This is a genomic window from Flagellimonas ochracea (assembly GCF_009903685.1).
GTDB lineage: Bacteria > Bacteroidota > Bacteroidia > Flavobacteriales > Flavobacteriaceae > Flagellimonas > Flagellimonas ochracea.
Window position 1 is genome coordinate 360,016 of record NZ_JAAABI010000001.1, and the last position, 16,043, is coordinate 376,058.

20 protein-coding genes and 1 riboswitch are annotated in these 16,043 nt (G+C 40.1%); of the genes, 14 read left to right on the forward strand and 6 right to left on the reverse strand.

Annotated elements, in window-relative coordinates; all coding sequences use genetic code 11:
• Position 1 precedes the first annotated feature (1 nt).
• Genes GTQ34_RS01705 through GTQ34_RS01725 form a run of 5 tightly spaced genes read right to left on the reverse strand, consistent with a single transcriptional unit; the run spans position 2 to position 4,743 of the window.
• Positions 2–367, reverse strand: a complete 366-nt coding sequence (locus tag GTQ34_RS01705; RefSeq protein WP_166522027.1) for a 6-phosphogluconate dehydrogenase — start codon at positions 365–367, stop codon at positions 2–4.
• A 3-nt stretch (positions 368–370) separates the two neighbouring features.
• Positions 371–1,714, reverse strand: coding sequence for a DNA recombination protein RmuC (locus GTQ34_RS01710; RefSeq protein ID WP_166522028.1), 1,344 nt, complete (start codon positions 1,712–1,714; stop codon positions 371–373).
• 60 nt (positions 1,715–1,774) lie between these two features.
• Complete coding sequence (locus GTQ34_RS01715) at positions 1,775–2,554, reverse strand: ABC transporter ATP-binding protein (RefSeq protein ID WP_166522029.1); 780 nt, start codon at positions 2,552–2,554, stop codon at positions 1,775–1,777.
• Positions 2,554–3,585 (reverse strand): FecCD family ABC transporter permease, encoded by a 1,032-nt coding sequence (locus GTQ34_RS01720; RefSeq protein WP_166522030.1) that lies wholly within the window; start codon positions 3,583–3,585, stop codon positions 2,554–2,556. Before GTQ34_RS01720 ends, GTQ34_RS01715 begins: the two co-directional genes overlap by 1 nt.
• Positions 3,586–4,743, reverse strand: a complete 1,158-nt coding sequence (locus tag GTQ34_RS01725) for an ABC transporter substrate-binding protein (protein WP_166522031.1) — start codon at positions 4,741–4,743, stop codon at positions 3,586–3,588.
• Positions 4,744–4,797: 54 nt separating this feature from the next.
• Positions 4,798–5,014, forward strand: a riboswitch (cobalamin riboswitch).
• Positions 5,015–5,083: 69 nt separating this feature from the next.
• Between GTQ34_RS01725 and GTQ34_RS01730 the strand changes: the two genes are divergently transcribed.
• Complete coding sequence (locus GTQ34_RS01730; RefSeq protein ID WP_166522032.1) at positions 5,084–6,943, forward strand: TonB-dependent receptor plug domain-containing protein; 1,860 nt, start codon at positions 5,084–5,086, stop codon at positions 6,941–6,943.
• A 29-nt stretch (positions 6,944–6,972) separates the two neighbouring features.
• Here GTQ34_RS01730 and GTQ34_RS01735 read toward each other — a convergent pair whose 3' ends face one another.
• The gene (locus tag GTQ34_RS01735) at positions 6,973–8,412 is read right to left on the reverse strand and encodes a S41 family peptidase (RefSeq protein WP_166522033.1); all 1,440 of its coding nucleotides are present in this window, start codon (positions 8,410–8,412) and stop codon (positions 6,973–6,975) included.
• Positions 8,413–8,619: 207 nt separating this feature from the next.
• On the opposite strand from GTQ34_RS01735, the gene GTQ34_RS01740 reads away from it, so the two are divergent.
• The 13 genes from GTQ34_RS01740 (at position 8,620) to GTQ34_RS01800 (ending at position 15,969) form a co-directional block, all read left to right on the forward strand.
• Positions 8,620–9,129, forward strand: a complete 510-nt coding sequence (locus GTQ34_RS01740; protein ID WP_166522034.1) for an RNA polymerase sigma factor — start codon at positions 8,620–8,622, stop codon at positions 9,127–9,129.
• Positions 9,116–9,550, forward strand: a complete 435-nt coding sequence (locus GTQ34_RS01745; protein WP_166522035.1) for a hypothetical protein — start codon at positions 9,116–9,118, stop codon at positions 9,548–9,550. The genes GTQ34_RS01740 and GTQ34_RS01745 overlap by 14 nt, the downstream gene beginning before the upstream one ends.
• Before the next feature lie 11 nt (positions 9,551–9,561).
• Positions 9,562–10,104 carry a DUF4252 domain-containing protein gene (locus GTQ34_RS01750; protein WP_166522036.1) on the forward strand — a complete coding sequence of 181 codons (543 nt, stop codon included), beginning with the start codon at positions 9,562–9,564 and terminating at the stop codon, positions 10,102–10,104.
• Between the two features lie 5 nt (positions 10,105–10,109).
• Positions 10,110–10,661, forward strand: coding sequence for a DUF4252 domain-containing protein (locus tag GTQ34_RS01755; RefSeq protein WP_166522037.1), 552 nt, complete (start codon positions 10,110–10,112; stop codon positions 10,659–10,661).
• Between the two features lie 10 nt (positions 10,662–10,671).
• A complete protein-coding gene (locus GTQ34_RS01760; RefSeq protein ID WP_166522038.1) occupies positions 10,672–11,229 on the forward strand; it encodes a DUF4252 domain-containing protein in 558 nt (185 codons plus the stop codon).
• 77 nt (positions 11,230–11,306) lie between these two features.
• A complete protein-coding gene (locus GTQ34_RS01765; protein ID WP_166522039.1) occupies positions 11,307–11,846 on the forward strand; it encodes a DUF4252 domain-containing protein in 540 nt (179 codons plus the stop codon).
• Between the two features lie 447 nt (positions 11,847–12,293).
• On the forward strand, positions 12,294–12,791 hold the full coding sequence (locus tag GTQ34_RS01770; protein ID WP_166522040.1) for an outer membrane beta-barrel protein: 498 nt from the start codon (positions 12,294–12,296) through the stop codon (positions 12,789–12,791).
• Positions 12,792–12,793: 2 nt separating this feature from the next.
• On the forward strand, positions 12,794–13,090 hold the full coding sequence (locus GTQ34_RS01775; protein ID WP_166522041.1) for a transthyretin-like family protein: 297 nt from the start codon (positions 12,794–12,796) through the stop codon (positions 13,088–13,090).
• A 35-nt stretch (positions 13,091–13,125) separates the two neighbouring features.
• The gene (locus tag GTQ34_RS01780; RefSeq protein WP_166522042.1) at positions 13,126–13,530 is read left to right on the forward strand and encodes a hypothetical protein; all 405 of its coding nucleotides are present in this window, start codon (positions 13,126–13,128) and stop codon (positions 13,528–13,530) included.
• 113 nt (positions 13,531–13,643) lie between these two features.
• Positions 13,644–14,162 carry a Riean_0653 family protein gene (locus GTQ34_RS01785; protein ID WP_166522043.1) on the forward strand — a complete coding sequence of 173 codons (519 nt, stop codon included), beginning with the start codon at positions 13,644–13,646 and terminating at the stop codon, positions 14,160–14,162.
• Positions 14,163–14,234: 72 nt separating this feature from the next.
• Positions 14,235–14,759: a Riean_0653 family protein gene (locus GTQ34_RS01790; RefSeq protein WP_166522044.1), complete on the forward strand. Its 525-nt coding sequence runs from the start codon at positions 14,235–14,237 to the stop codon at positions 14,757–14,759.
• Between the two features lie 73 nt (positions 14,760–14,832).
• On the forward strand, positions 14,833–15,345 hold the full coding sequence (locus GTQ34_RS01795; RefSeq protein ID WP_166522045.1) for a Riean_0653 family protein: 513 nt from the start codon (positions 14,833–14,835) through the stop codon (positions 15,343–15,345).
• Positions 15,346–15,420: 75 nt separating this feature from the next.
• The gene (locus GTQ34_RS01800) at positions 15,421–15,969 is read left to right on the forward strand and encodes a Riean_0653 family protein (RefSeq protein ID WP_166522046.1); all 549 of its coding nucleotides are present in this window, start codon (positions 15,421–15,423) and stop codon (positions 15,967–15,969) included.
• The last annotated feature ends 74 nt before the right edge of the window (positions 15,970–16,043 follow it).

Consider the following 16,043-nt stretch of genomic DNA (forward strand, 5'->3'; position numbering starts at 1 on the left):
ATCAGTTGCCAAAGTGTGGTGATTCTTCCATTTGGATGGCGGTGATAAAGTATTTAGTATCTCCTAGCCAGAAAAAGGTGGCGTAGCGTTCTTTGTACTCCACTTTCACGTAACGACCTTGATATTCTTTCATTTTTTCAATGATATCCTGTTCCTTGTCCTCTACTGAAAATGAAAAAATATTAGTCCCTGAAATGCCTTGGCTTATTTGGCCCTCCCATGTCTTGACCAGCACCCCTTTTCGGCTGAACTTGATGAGCTCGCCAGAACGATATCCCTCACTAAAGGGAACATAATAAACAAAGGAAAAATACGCGACTACCCCGAGTAGAATAATGGAAATAGCGATAAAAAAGGCTTTTTTCATGGATTATAGTTCAAGTTTGGGTTTTTCATAATCATCTTCCTGCGCTCTTTTTAGTATGGGTTCGGGCATTGCCTTTTTGGCTTTGGCCCCCATGGTCCTCAATTTTTCAATGCTGGTAATAATATTGCCCCTGCCATCAAAGAGTTTGTTCATGGCGTTTTTGTATTCTCGCTTCGTGTCATCCATTTTTTTACCGACTTGCGTCAAATCCTGCATAAAACCAACAAATTTATCGTAGAGGGCTCCCGCTTGTCTAGCAATTTCCAAGGCATTCTTTTGCTGTTTTTCATTGTTCCACATGGTATCTATAGTGCGCAAGGTGGCCAATAGGGTAGATGGGGTAACAATCACAATATTTTGCTCAAAAGCTTTAGTGTACAGCGTGTTGTCTTCGTTTATAGCAATGGCAAAGGCAGGTTCAATGGGCACGAACATGAGCACAAAATCCGGACTTTCCATTTCATAGAGGTCTTCATATTTTTTTGCAGAGAGTTGTTCTACATGCCTGCGAAGTGAATTGATATGATCTTTTAAGAATTTGGCGGTTTCTTCTTTTTCTGCATTGATATATCGCTCATAATCAGTCAATGATACCTTGGAATCCACTACCATTTTTTTACCGTTGGGAAGATGAATGATCACATCAGGCATCACCCGGCTTCCATCTTCTTGGGTAAAGCTTTGTTGCACACTATATTCTCTATCTTTTTCCAATCCTGATTTTTCCAGAACGCGTTCCAGAACCAATTCTCCCCAATTCCCCTGCGTTTTGCTATCCCCCTTAAGCGCTTTGGTCAAATTTTCTGCTTCTTGGGTAATCTTTAGGTTTTGACTTTGAAGGTTGAGGAGCTGTTCTTTCAGTGCGGAATGAATGCTTATATTCTCTTTTTGGGATTTTTCTACCTTTTCCTCAAACTCTTTTATCTTTTTGTTGAGAGGTACAAGAATGTTCTCAATATTTTCCTTGTTGCTTTTGGTAAATTTTTCACTTTTTTCCTCCAAAATTTTATTGGCCAGGTTTTCAAATTCCTTGGTGAATTTTTCCTGAAGCCTTTCTACTTCCTCTTTTTGTTCGGTATTGATGCGCTGCAAATTTTCCAAATCAGCCTGATAGCGTATGAGTTTATTGCCCTGTTGTTCTTTCTCTTCCTGCAATTGTTTTTTCTCTTGTTCCTGAACAGTCAGTCGTTCATTCAGTCCTTTAAGGGTATTGTCCAATTGGTGTTCTCGTTCCACCCATACATTTTCGTTGGATTTGTTTTTTAGCTTTTGAACATACATACCGATGAAAAGCCCAACAGCAAGTGTTATCAATCCAACAATTACAAAAATCAGTTCTGTACTCATGAAATTACTTCTTAGGATAAAGATAACGGATTCCTGTTGATGCAGAAATTGAAAAGCAACTTACTTATTCACCTTAAAAGCACCGGTTTTTGCATCAAAAACAACCATTTCCGGAGGAAATAAACGTTCAAAGTGTTTTTGGTCAATAAGCTCGCAAGGGTTTCCAAAAGGATTTTCCGTACCATCCAAAATCAATATTTTATCACACAGTTGAATGGCCAAATCAATTTCGTGGGTGGTAAAGAGGATTGTCTTTTGTTGATGATGCGCTAAATTTTGTAGCAACTTCAAGATTTGGACTTTGTGGTACAAATCAAGATGCGTGGTGGGTTCATCCAAAAGAATAACAGAAGTATCCTGGGCCATGGCGCGGGCTATGAGCACACGCTGCATTTGACCATCACTGAGTTCGTGGCATTTTCGGTCTCTTAATTCGGTCAGCAAAAAAGAATCCAAGCTTTGCTGAACCAGTTTTTTGTCCGCAACGGTCAAATTCCCCAACCAGTTTGTGTAGGGTTGTCTTCCCAGAGCAATCAATTCCTGCACGGTTAGGTTTTTTGAAGCTGGGAGTTCGGTAAGTACCACACTCAGTGCCCTGGACAATTGAATGGGGGAGTAGGTCTCTAATTTTTCACCTTTAATGAAGATAGTTCCTTTCAATCGAGGTTGCAATTTGCCCAAAGTCCTCAATAATGTTGATTTGCCAATGCCATTTACACCTACTATGGCACATAATTCCCCACTTTTGACTGTAAAATTGATGTTTTTGGCCACGCTGAGGGTATCATATCCTACGGACAGTTCTTTAACTGAAATGGTATGTTCGTTGGGCACTTCCATTAAAACAACATTTTACGTTTACGGACCAGTAACCAAATAACCACTGGTGCGCCCACAAGGGATGTTATTGCATTTATGGGCAATAGATGGGCTGAATTGGGCAGTTGGGCCACAGTATCGCAAAGTAACATTAAAATGGCGCCATATAGGAACACGGCCGGAATAAGAATCCGGTGTTCCATGGTATCAAATATTTGTCTTGTGAGGTGGGGAACGGCTAACCCAATAAAGGCAATGGGCCCGGCAAATGCCGTAACCCCTCCGGCCAACAGGCCAGTCGCCACAATTATCACTATTTTAGACTTTTTAAGTGAAACCCCCAAACTTTGAGCGTAGTGCTCTCCAAGCAGATAGGCATTTAAAGGCTTGATGGATGCAATGCTAAGGACTGTTCCCAAAACTACGATACCAAAAAGCAGTACTACTTGCTGGCTAGATAAATTTCCGACACTCCCAAAGGACCAAAAAATAAAACGCTGTAAATTTTCTGCTGTTGAAAAATAGGCGAGCACACTGACAATGGCCGAAGTAATGCTGCCAAACATTAAACCAATGATCAACAGAGCCATAGTATCCTTTACCCGTTGGGCCACCATTAAGACCACCAGTAGCACCAAAAAGCTCCCCACACTGGCTGCAATGGCCAACGAAATATCGCTGAACAAGGTAAAAGAAGTCCATCCGGAGAGCATGGAAACGCCCATTAACAGCAAAGCGGCCCCTAAACTAGCTCCGGAACTGATTCCCAAAACAAAAGGCCCCGCCAAGGGATTTCTGAACAGCGTTTGCATCAACAAACCGCTCAAGGATAGGCCACCACCCACCAAAATGGAGGTGAATGCCTTGGGCACTCGGTAGTTCCAAATGATATATTGCCATGATTCTTCCTTTAAAGTATCTCCGAACAACGCCGAAACAATGTCCCAAAAGGGTATGAAAACCGAACCAGAACTGATGTTCAGTACCCCAGCCAGTATTAAGGCAATAAGAATCAAAACAAAGGAAATTTGATATGATTTTGTAGCGTGCATCTATTCCAAAGGCATAAAAAAATGAGGTTCGTAGTCGGGCAAAAGTAAGGGATGCATAATGGCAATGAGGTCTTTTAAGACCAAATCGGGTCGCTGTGGCGCCAACTCGTAAAAGAGTAGTCCACCCTTGGCTCCTTTCTTTATGGCATTTGAGAATACTCTCTGTTGTTTAAAGGCTTCAAATTGTTGGTGATGTGCATTGGCACTTTGCAGTTCTTTGTAGGTTATGTGCATAGAGGGGTTGAGCCAATAATCAGCTTTTTGTGCTTTGTCCAGTACCACTTCCAAACTTAGTCCTATGCTGCCTTTGTGGTCTGTGTTAGCCCACAGGTAATCTGTATTTGCGTCCTGTAAAAATTGGGCCATCCAGCTTTTTCCTCCAGCCACATACCATACATCTTTATAAAGTCCACCTGTTAAAACTGTTGGTTTTTTTTGGGATTTCTGGGCCAATTGTTTTGCATTGAGATAGCCTTTTTCGATGGTATGGAATAGGCTATCAGCCAATGTCTCTTTTTGAAAGAAAGGAGCAAAAAATTTAATCCATTCTGCTTTTCCCAAGGGAGTCTGTTCTACCCAATCACCATTGTACGCCACAGGAATACCAGACTTTTTTATGGCTTCATAGGCCTTGTTGGTATCGTTTATACCGAATCCGATTACCACATCGGGTTGCAGTGCCATTGCAATTTCGGTATTGATATTTTCATTGGTGCCCAATTCTTTGATTTGACCATTCTCTATGCGTTTTCGAGCTGCCGGGGAGGAAATAAAATCAGTGCTGGGGAACCCAATAATGGTATTTACTACGCCTAAAGCTTCCAGAGAGGGAATATGGGTGGTGGAGGTGAGCACAACATGTTCCACGGGTGTTGGTACAATGGCATCGTAAGCATCTCTGGGAAAAGTAATTGTTGCCAACTTTTCTTTTGGCACCAGGGCATATTTAAAATTATTATCGGAACTGGGCCAGGGAGAGGTGACCTCAATAACGGTAAAGGTGGCATTCTTTTGGACAGAGAAACCTTTGGCATATTTCAGCTCAGTTTTTGTGCTATTTTGTTCAACGGAAAGTGACTTATTTTTTTTGCCACACCCGAGTAAACAAACAATAGCGAATACACAGAAAAATAATGCGTAGAACCGATTCGTTGCCATAACCCAAAAGTAAGGTTATTTAATTTTTGCAGAAAAAGATTAAACAGATTGATTACATTCGCATTGAATCTTGGTTCGCACGATGTTTTCGTGCGATTAAAAGGGAATCCGGTGTAAATCCGGAGCTGTTCCCGCAACTGTAAGTTTATGCCAAACTTGATTTGGCACCTCCCTGGAGGGTGTTGTTTTCTTCAAGCCACTGTTATTGTATAATGGGAAGGCAAAGCAGCTTTAAACAAGTCAGGAGACCTGCCAAATTCAAACAAACAGTGTTAAACTTTCGGGATAAAAGTTTGCGTATGAACATCATACTATTCTCCCGTTTATTCTCGTAAACGAAATGAACAAAAATTATTTAGGGGTATGTGCCGTCATTTTGGTGGTTAAGGGAATCTTTGCCCAGTCACAACAAGATTCTATTCCTTTGCATCAGTTGCAAGAAGTGGTGGTAAGCGATTCCAAGTTTGGGTTGAAACGTGAAAATTCTGGTAAAACGGTCATTAAAATCACTAGGGAGGAATTGGAACGTAATCAAGGAAGGACGCTTGCAGAGATTATCAACACTAAAAGCGGTATTGAAATTGCTGGAAGTCGGGGTCGCGATGGCAACGTTTTGGGTGTTTTTACCCGCGGTGGTCGGGGTAGGCAAGCTTTGGTAATCATTGATGGCGTGCGGGTTTCGGACCCTTCCACATTTTCACAGGAATATGATCTAAGGTTACTCTCACCAGCTCTTATTGAGTCCATTGAAATCATAAAAGGCGCGGCCAGCACCTTATATGGGACGAATGCGGCCACAGCTGTGATCAACATCTCCACTAAAAAGAGCGCATCGCATAAAATAGCTGCAAACATTCAATCCAGTATAGGGACCAATCAGACCGCAGAGGATCAAAACTACAATTTGGGGGCATTCAACAATATGGTTTCCGTAAATGGAACCTTGAAAAAATTGACCTATAGCGTAGATTTCTCCAATCGATATAAAAGTGGGGTTTCTGCGGCAACGACTCCAGAAAATGAGGAAGATATTTTTTCAAACTATAGTGCCAATGTGCGCTTGGGATATGAGTTTTCGCAGGATTTTGATATTTCTGTTTTTGGCAATCAAACCAAATTCAACAATGAATATGATGCTTCTTTTGCTGAGGCTCCCAACGTTTCCAATAGTGAACAAAAAAGAGTTGGATTGGCCTCTAATGTAGCATATGGAAAGGGCAGTATACATTTAAATGTGGCATTTTCGGAATATGGGACCGATACCAATGATACTTTTGGTGAAAGTACTTTTACGGGGGAGAATCTAGTGCTCGATGTATACAATAAATACATCTTTGGGGATAGGTGGCATACCATTGTTGGCATCAATTATATAAAGGATAAAGCCGTATTTTCTGATCAGGCCGATTTTACCATTGTGGATCCGTATGCCAATTTAGTCTATGTCTCTGATTTTGGGCTGAACCTGAACCTGGGAGGAAGATTGAACAATCACTCGGAATACGGCAATCATTTTGTTTATAATCTTAACCCTTCGTATACATTTTCTAATGAGAAAGGGTATTTAAAGGTGTTAGGGTCCTTTGCGACTTCCTACATCACTCCAAATTTGACCCAATTGTTCGGGGATTTTGGTGCCAATCCCGATTTAGAACCTGAGGAAAACAGGACACTTGAAGGCGGAATTGAATTTTATACCAATAGCGGGTTGCGGATCAGTGCGGTCTATTTTGACAGAAACGAAAAGAACACTATTGGTTTTGACCAAGATTTTATGAGTATCAATGTTTCGGAAGAAATCAATGCCAATGGCTTGGAAATTGAAGCTTCATGGAAACCGACAGCCAAGCTTTTTGTTGATGCCAATTATACGTTTACAGAAATAAATGGGGATAATGCCATTCGTATTCCCAAACACAAGGCCAATTTGTCTATTGGATACCAGCTATGCGACAAAACGAATCTCAACTTCATCTATGCCTATACCGGAAGTCGATTAGATACTGACTTCAGCACATTTACCAATGTAACGTTGGATTCTTTTTCACTGCTTGGATTATCTATTGGCCATGAACTGATACCCGATAAGATGGATATTTTTTTAGGTGCTGAAAATTTGTTGAACGAGGAGTACATCGAAATTTTAGGATTTACCACTTTAGGAAGAAACTTGCGTTTTGGGATGAACTTGAAACTTTAAAAAAAAAGCGGCTTAAAAAAGCCGCTTTTTTATTTGAAGTTGATGTTTAGCGGTTTATCCAAGTACATGTTGTCCTTCATAGTTGTTTGTAATCTGGAACTGGTAAATGGCTTCGCCGCCATTTGTACTGTGAAATCTTTTTTGCTGGTTACACCTGTAATTTCCTGAATTGCCCTGGCCAATAGCGGTTCGTTGGGGCTCCCAAGTACGCCTAAATCGGTCAAATCCTCGGCTAAAACAATATCCGGAGCAAGACCATTGGTGTAATCAAAGAATCCATCCGCATTTTCATTGCGACCCACCAAAGGCTGTAACCCCCAACTATTTTGAGGGTTTATATCATCTTCACTCTGACTCGAATAAACAAAGGAATTGTCTGAATTGTCCACTAAAGTAATGGAGAATTCATTCTTACCTCGGGTGGTTTCACCAATATGAACCACATCCACATAAGGAGCTAGACCATTCATGACCAACTCGCTGGCTGAAGCAGAACTATTGGTCGCTATAACATATACTTTGCTCAAATTCAATGAATTGATAGGGGTTGAGCCCGTGGTACTGGCAAAATAATCCTCCAGCTGCTCTGTACTAAGCTGTTCCTGTACCTTATCGTTCCATCGCTGCCTTATATAGAGCTCATCAGTATTGGTGCTATAAACCATACTGGCCAGCAGTCGGGACGTGTTTACCGAGCCTCCTGGGTTGTAACGCATATCGAGCACCAATTCCGTGGCACCATCTGCTACAAACTTGGCAAAGGCTTCGTTGAGTTGTTCATTAAAACTGCTCAAGAAACGATTGTACATCAAATAGGCTATTTTAACACCATTTACCTCCAAGGTTTCCGCTACCAAAATCGGATCTTCTACTTGGTTTTCTATTTTGGTGAGCGACACTTCTTTATCATTGTCTGTGATCGTAGTACCATTAATATCGGCCATCCCCAATGTATAGGAGTCGTTGTCACCGAACAAGAGATCTCTATAGTTGTTTATGTTGAGTTGTTGACCATCTACACGGGTAAAAATTTCTCCTCTAGAAATGTCTTTGGTAGAAGCATCTGAGTTTGGAACAATGTATTGCACATAACCAAAGAGATCATCACTTTCTGAAAAACGAACCAAGCCAAACTCCAGACCATTACTTTTGGAGACTCCCGAAAGATTGTTCACCAATTCTCTATAGTCTTCATTTAAAAAACTGAAACGATCATCATCAAAAAGCAACACATTAAAGTAAAAGTCCTCGGGATCAGGTGCTTGTTCCAAGAAGGAGTTATACGCCTGGTCCGTGGAGAAGCGGTTGTCCGCCAAATCATCAACCTCACCTTGCCAAAAATACCACAGGTTCATTGCTCTCCACATAAAATTTTGAGCGACTATGTCATTAGAGACAAAATCATCGTCATTGTTGCATGAAATGCTTAGTAATGAAAGCCCGAGAAAGAGGAACATATTTTTTTTCATAGCGAATTTTCTACAGGTTAATCAATTTTCGTTCCAATATAAAAGAGGTTGGTAAGTAAGGCGGAAAATTCTATGGATTCTTACAATTTTCAGTCCCAAAATAGCTACATTCAATGAGAATACAAATTTTTTGTAACAAAATTCGATATACGTCGTCGTGATAATGTAGGTCGATAAGTGAAGACCAAAAACAACTAAGACTACCAAATGAAACAGGCTGAATTCTTGAACGTTGTGATGCCCTTCAAGGACAAATTATACCGATTGGCGAAGCGCCTATTGGTTTCTAGGGAGGAAGCGGAGGACGCCACACAGGAAATTTTGCTGAAACTATGGTCGAAAAATGAGTCGATGGCAGAGTATAAGAATGTGGAAGCTTTTGCCATGACGATGACCAAGAACTTTTGTTTGGATCGGTTAAAATCCAAACAAGCAGGCAATTTGAAATTAGTGCACAGCAATTATACCGATGAAAACGTGTCCTTGCAACGACAAATCGAGGCCGAGGACAGTTTAAGCTGGATGGAGCGAATCATGGAACATTTGCCCGAACAACAAAAAATGGTATTGCAGTTACGCGATGTGGAACACTACGAATTTGAAGAAATATGCGAATTATTGGACATGAAGCCCACCACAGTAAGGGTCACACTGTCAAGAGCACGAAAAGCAGTTAGAGAAGAACTTATTAAAAAACACAGCTATGGCATTGGATAACATAGAAAAATTATTGGAGAAGTATTTCGAAGCCACCACAACAATGGCGGAGGAGCGTGTATTGCAAGAGTATTTTTCACAAGAGGAGGTTGCAACTCATCTTGAGCAGTATAGGCCCATGTTCACTTACTTTTCCAAAGCCAAGGAAGAACGGTACACCAAGCAGGTTCCATTAAAACCTAGAAAAAACTTTTACAAATGGATTTCCGTTGCAGCAGTGGCAGTTTTAACCTTTGGCATCTATTTTGGTAATGAATACCGAATTCAGAAACAGGTAGAAAGGGAGCAGGCAGCATACGCCTACCAAGAAACCAAAAAGGCTTTTGAACTCTTGGCGGAGAATTTTGGAAGAGGCACGGAAAAAGTGGCCTATTTACAGGAGTTCGAAGTTGCAAAACAAAAAATTTACAACAACAATTAAAATTAAAAGAAATGACAAAGAATATTTTAATCTTTTTAATCGCCGTATTGCCACTTTCAGCGATTGCACAGTCGCTGTTCGACAAATACGAGGACTATGACGAAGTAACTTCTGTAGTGGTCAATAAGAGCATGTTCAACCTATTGGCAAAAATAGATGTGGAGGTGGATGACCCTGAGGCCCAAGATTTTATGGAAATTGCCAGCAGCCTTAAAAGTTTGAAGGTGTTTACCACCGATGATGCGAAAATAGGAGCTGAGATGAAATCATCGGTGAGCAGTTATCTTAAGTCAGCTAGAATGGAAGAGTTGATGCGCGTTAAGGACAAAGATGCCAACGTAAAGTTTTATATAAAGCAAGGCAAGGATGAGGACCATGTGAGTGAATTGTTAATGTTGGTTACCGGACTTAAGGAAATGGAAGCCGACGGTCGAAAATTTGAGACCGTATTGCTGTCCCTGACCGGTGATATCGATTTGAACAAGATCAATTCCCTTACCAAGAAGATGAATCTTCCAGAAGAACTGAACAAAGCGGGTAAAAAAGAAAACTAGGAACCATGAAAAGAGCATTTATTATAGGCCTATTGGCCCTAGCACCCTATTTCGGAACCGCGCAATCAATTTTTGATAAGTTCGAAGATTCCGATAGGATAGGAACCGTGACCATAAACAAGGGTATGTTGGACATCGTTTCAAAAATGATGGAGAACGATGAAGACCCGGAAACTCAAGAGTTTATGCAGATTGCCCAAAATATTGATAATATCAAAATCTTTCTATCTGAAGATGAAAGTGCCTCCGCGGATATGTCGGATGCCATGAACCAATATGTAAAATCTTCCAAGTTGGAAGAGCTGATGAAGGTAAAAGATGGAGATACGAACTTGAAATTTTACATCAGACAGGGCAAGAATGAAGATCATATAACAGAACTGTTAATGTTCGTGACCGGTATCGATGAAGGAAAGCACCATCATTCCGACCGACATTTTGAAACGGTTCTGTTGACGATGACAGGTGACATCGATTTGACCAAAGTGGGAACTTTGACCAACAAGATGAAGCTCCATAAAGGATTGGAGAACGTAGCCAAGAAAAAAGACCATTAAACTTTTTATGATGCGAAAATGGTTCTTGTTTTATCTATTATATTCAATGGGAACTGTTTTCATGGTTTCGCAAACTCCTACAAATGCTTTGGAAAACAACTATAAAGTCACCAGCACTGTTATAGGTAAACCTATGCTCTTGGTTGCACAACGAGTGAACATCAACAAAAACAATGAGAAGGACATAGAGTTTGTTAATCTTGTCAATCAATTGGATAGCTTAAAGGTTTTTACTACAAAGGATAGGCAAATTGTGGATGAAATAAGTGAGATGGTCTATGGATATGTTCACAATAGGGGCTTTAAGGAATATGAGATTGATAAGGTCTATGACGAAGATGTAGAATTCTTCATCAACGGTGATAGTGATATGAATGTTGCAGATAATCTGGTGATGTTTGTCAAGGAAAGGAGGAGGATAAGTTTTTTTTGGAACAAGCAGCGATATACCACCTTAACGCTGGAATTATATGGCAAGAACATGGATTTAAAAAAACTGCCACTCTTGGTCGAAAAGATGGGACTGCCAGAAGAATTAAATAGAATTGTAAACTTAGAGGAAAAATAGAGGTCCAGAGTCTGAGAAAGAAGTTTGGAAAATCTATCTCCAAGAATAAATCACAAAAAATGCAAAAAAATAAAGTAATGGAAAATATAATCAAATCGTTGGCAGTGATTATCTTATCACTTTTGGCCTCCTGCTCTTCGCAACAGAGTCTACAAGAGTATTATGTGGATAATTCAGAAAACCCTAATTTCTTGACCATAGATGTGCCGGCCAGTATCTTAAAGATGGATGAGGTCAATCTTACACCCACTCAGAAAGAAGCGGTGGAATCTTTGAGAAAGTTTAACCTATTGGCTTTTAAGAAGAATACGAATAATGAGGCAGAATATGAAGTGGAACGGAAAAAAGTCAAGGAAATCTTGAAAAACGATGAGTTTGTGGAGTTGATGAAGATCAATTCGCAATATGGAAAAGGCGTCATCAAATATTTGGGTGATGAAGATGCCATTGATGAGGTCATCATTTTTGGAGATAGTAAAGAAAAAGGCTTTGCCGTTATTCGTGTTTTGGGCAAAAACATGAACCCGGCCCACATTGTACAACTCATGCAGGCCATTCAAAAGTCCGATTATCGAGGAGAGGGCCTGGGAGAGATTGGAACGTTCCTCAAAGGATAGGCTAAATCAACATCAATCAATAAACGGTAAAGGGCAACTAAGTTGCCTTTTTTTGTGCACCAACGGAGAATCTGGACCTCAGCTTTCTTGGTTAATAGTAGGTGATTTATTTCGGTTGGTTTGCTTTTCAAAATCAGGTGGTATCACCTCTACCGCTTTACGTGATGGAATAGCATATAATGGACGAATGTTGCTATACTAACCATAAAAATACTACATTTAAAAATCCAAAGCCTTAAGAAATGTGATAGGATTCTCATTTCAGGCTAGTCATTTTCAGGTCTGCTCAGGCGGATAACCTCCTTGAAAAATTTTCAACCTTCATTTTCAACCTCAAATGAGATGGGGCTTATTGTCCTTTTCTTATGAGCTATTAGTGTCGAAAATCGAAATACTAAATATGCTGATTACTTGAATTACTAACTATTAATTCTATTATATATGAAGATGAGTAAATTTAATTTGTTGATTTTGGGCGTGTTATTTTCATTTACCACAGTAAGGTCACAAGAGTTCAAATTAGGAGGTGGACTTTCATTAGGCACTGAATCCAGTGTTGATGAAGATTTTTTAGGTGACCCAGCCTTTGGTGTAAACCTACGAGGTCTGTACAAAATAACTGAAAAATGGGGAGTTACTGGAGGGGCCACCTATTTCTTTTCCAAAGCGCCTGAACCTCTCGAAAGCACCGTTTATGCATTCAATTTTGACGGAACCTATTCCTTTGTGACCAATGGTACATTGGATTTTTATGGATTGGTAGGTTTCAATGTTGGGTATATTAAGGTAAAGAACACTGAAGAAAATATTGAGGCGGATGATACCTTAACTGGAATGGAATTGGGTATTGGAATTATGACCAAGATGGGCCTCTTCTTTGAGGCCAAAGCAGATGGTGCTTTGGAACAAGGACAATTTACATTGGGTTATTTACTAAAGCTATAAAAATGAAAAAGATAATTTTATTACTACTCATCATTTTTATTAGTTCCTGTTGTAAAGAAGATGATACCGCCCTAGTATGCATTTCAGACTGTACCGTGGTGCAAGGTCAAATCGTAACATCAAATGGGAAACCCTTGGCGAATATTCCAATAGAATTTAGACACAATTCAAGTCGGCCTTACAATTCTTCGATAAGGAGGATCAAAAAAGCTACAACTGATAAAAATGGCTACTATAATATGGAATTCTTTATTGAGAGTGATGAGCTGGCTCTGAAGCGAAAGGTTATTTTGAGCTAATAATCGATTATAGCAAGTTAGATGAAAAAGTATATATGAATAATAGTCCTTTCTATGACATCACTATTTCATCAATAAATAGACGTGACACAACAGGTACAATGGATTTCTACAATCCTAAAAAAGCATATATCACGGTGAATCTTAAAGGTTTTAACCCTGAAGTTGAAGAGGATTATTTTAGGGTAAGTTCCCTATATCCATCCGGTTTAAAAATAGGCCAGAATGAGTTTTTAAATTCTGAATATCAACTTGCCTACGATGGCAATAGATCTTATGCTACTTTAACGGACACCAAGATTGACAGTATTCTGGTTGCAGAAAGTGATTATAATTTGATAAGCATATCCAAACGTAAAAATGGCGGAGAAGTTGAAGATGAATACCATGAAGTATATGTGCCGAAGCATTCGAAATTGGAATTGACATATAACTATTAAAAAATGGTTCATTCTGATTTTTTTGCCCATTTAATATGTTATGTTTTTGACTTTGAACTCACATCAAAATTAGCAGCATAATCCCAAATCCATAAACTTTAATCTACTTGAAAATGAAAAAATTACTGATTGCTCTTTACATTTTGTCTTTGAGCGGCTGCAGCAACGACGACAAACCCGAAAACCCGGTGGATGCCCTCCCGCCCATAACCCAGACCGGAGAAAACACCTTTGCCTGCCTGATCAATGGAAAACCGTTTTTTCCCAGTTCAGATAGGAGAGCCTTTTATACTATTGGAAATGGGGCATACACATTAAGTATCAGTGGTTCGCGAAACGACAATCAGGGGCTTAGGACTATTCAATTATCGGCGTTAGATATAGAAGGTGGAGTCAATGAAGGAGAATACCCTCTTACGACTCGAGCAAGTGGTGGCTATAGTGCAGAATATTTTATCGATGGAGGGCTAACTCTCGATGCTAGAACCACGGATGAAAACCCAGGTATTTTGACCATTACCCGTTTTGATCTGGAGGAATTTATCGTTTCGGGCACCTTTGAGTTCTCGGTCAAGGACAAGGTGGGCAACATCCTGAACTTTACCGACGGCCGTTTCGACCTAAAATTTTAACCCAACACTTAAAACTGAGAATTTAAAATAAAAAAAAGCACCCCCCAATCCATAAACTTAAATTTATTTAAAATGAAAAAATTACTGATTACGCTTTTACCGTTTTACCTTTTGACATTTAATGCATGCAGCAACGACGACCAACCCAAAAACCCGGTGGACAGCCTCCCGCCCATAACCCAGACCGGGGAGAACACCTTTGCTTGCCTGATTAATGGGAAGCCCTTTTTCTCGAGCAAGGATAGGCGTGCATCTTATACTGTCGCCAATGGTGCCTATGCTTTTGGAGTTTACGGTTCGAGACGTGATGAAATAGGTTTGCGTACCGTGTCGATACAAGGTATTGATGTAGACCCATTGAAAGAAGGAACATACACCCTTAAATCCGAGATAAGTGGAAATTTTAGTGGGCTTTACGGGATTGATGGAGGCCTTACCCTAGATACCGGAACTAAAGATGAAAATCCAGGCCTTTTGACCATTACCTGTTTTGACCTGGAAGAATTTATCGTTTCGGGAACCTTTGAGTTCTCCGTGAAGGATGATGAAGGCAATACCTTGAAGTTTACCGACGGCCGTTTCGACCTAAAATTTTAATCCACTACTTAAAACTAAGAATTTAAAACTAAAAAAGCATACCCCAAATCCATAAACTTAAATCCATTTGAAAATGAAAAAATTACTGATTGCCCTTTTACCATTTTACCTTTTGGCATTTAATGCCTGCAGCAACGACGACAAACCCGAAAACCCGGTGGATGCCCTCCCGCCCATAACCCAGACCGGGGAAAATACTTTTGCCTGCCTGATCAATGGGAAACCGTTTTTCTCCAGTTATAAAAGAAGTGCCTCATATTCAGGAAATAGCTTTGGTGTTAGGGGCTCAAGACGTGACGATTTGGGGCTAAGAACAGTATCGATACGTGGTTTAGATATTGAACCAATAAGTGAGGGTAAATATCTACTTCAATCGGAGGGAAATGGAAAAATTAGTGGAATCTATTTAATTGGGGGAGGCCTTACTCTTGATGCAGTAACCACGGATGAAGCCCCTGGCCTTTTGACCATAACCCGTTTTGATCTCGAGGAATTCATCGTCTCTGGTACTTTCGAGTTTACAGTTGTAGATGATGATGGTAACCTATACGAAATTACCGATGGCCGTTTCGACCTAAAATTTTAACCCAACACTTAAAACTGAAAATTTAAAATTAAAAAAAATCATCCCCCAAATCCATAAATTTTAATCTACTTGAAAATGAAAAATCTACCATTTACCCAACACCTTTTACCCATCACCCTTTTAACCTTTTATCTGTTAACCCTTGTAGCCTGCAGCAACGACGACAAACCGGAAAACCCTGTGGACAGCCTCCCGCCCATAACCCAGACAGGCGAGAACACCTTTGCTTGCCTGATCAATGGGAAACCGTTTTTTTCCAGTTCTGGTAGAAGGGCTTCCTACACATTTGCGGATGGGGCCTATACCCTCAGTATAAGTGGCTGGAGAAATGATGACATCGGACTTAGGTCAATACTTTTATCATGTTTAGATATTAATGGGGGGGTAAAGGAAGGAGCTTTCCCATTAACCACTCGTATAAGCAATGGTTACAGTGCTAGATATACAATTGGTGGAGGTCTTACCCTTGATACCGGAACTAAAGATGAAAACCCGGGTCTTTTGACCATTACCCGTTTTGATCTGGAGGAATTTATCGTTTCCGGCACCTTTGAGTTCTCGGTCATTGATGATGAAGGTAATACACTGAACTTTACCGATGGCCGTTTCGACCTTAAATTTTAAATAATCCCATCACCTATAACTTAAGACTAAACATTTAAAATTTTAAAAGGCAGCATACCCCAAATCTTAAACTT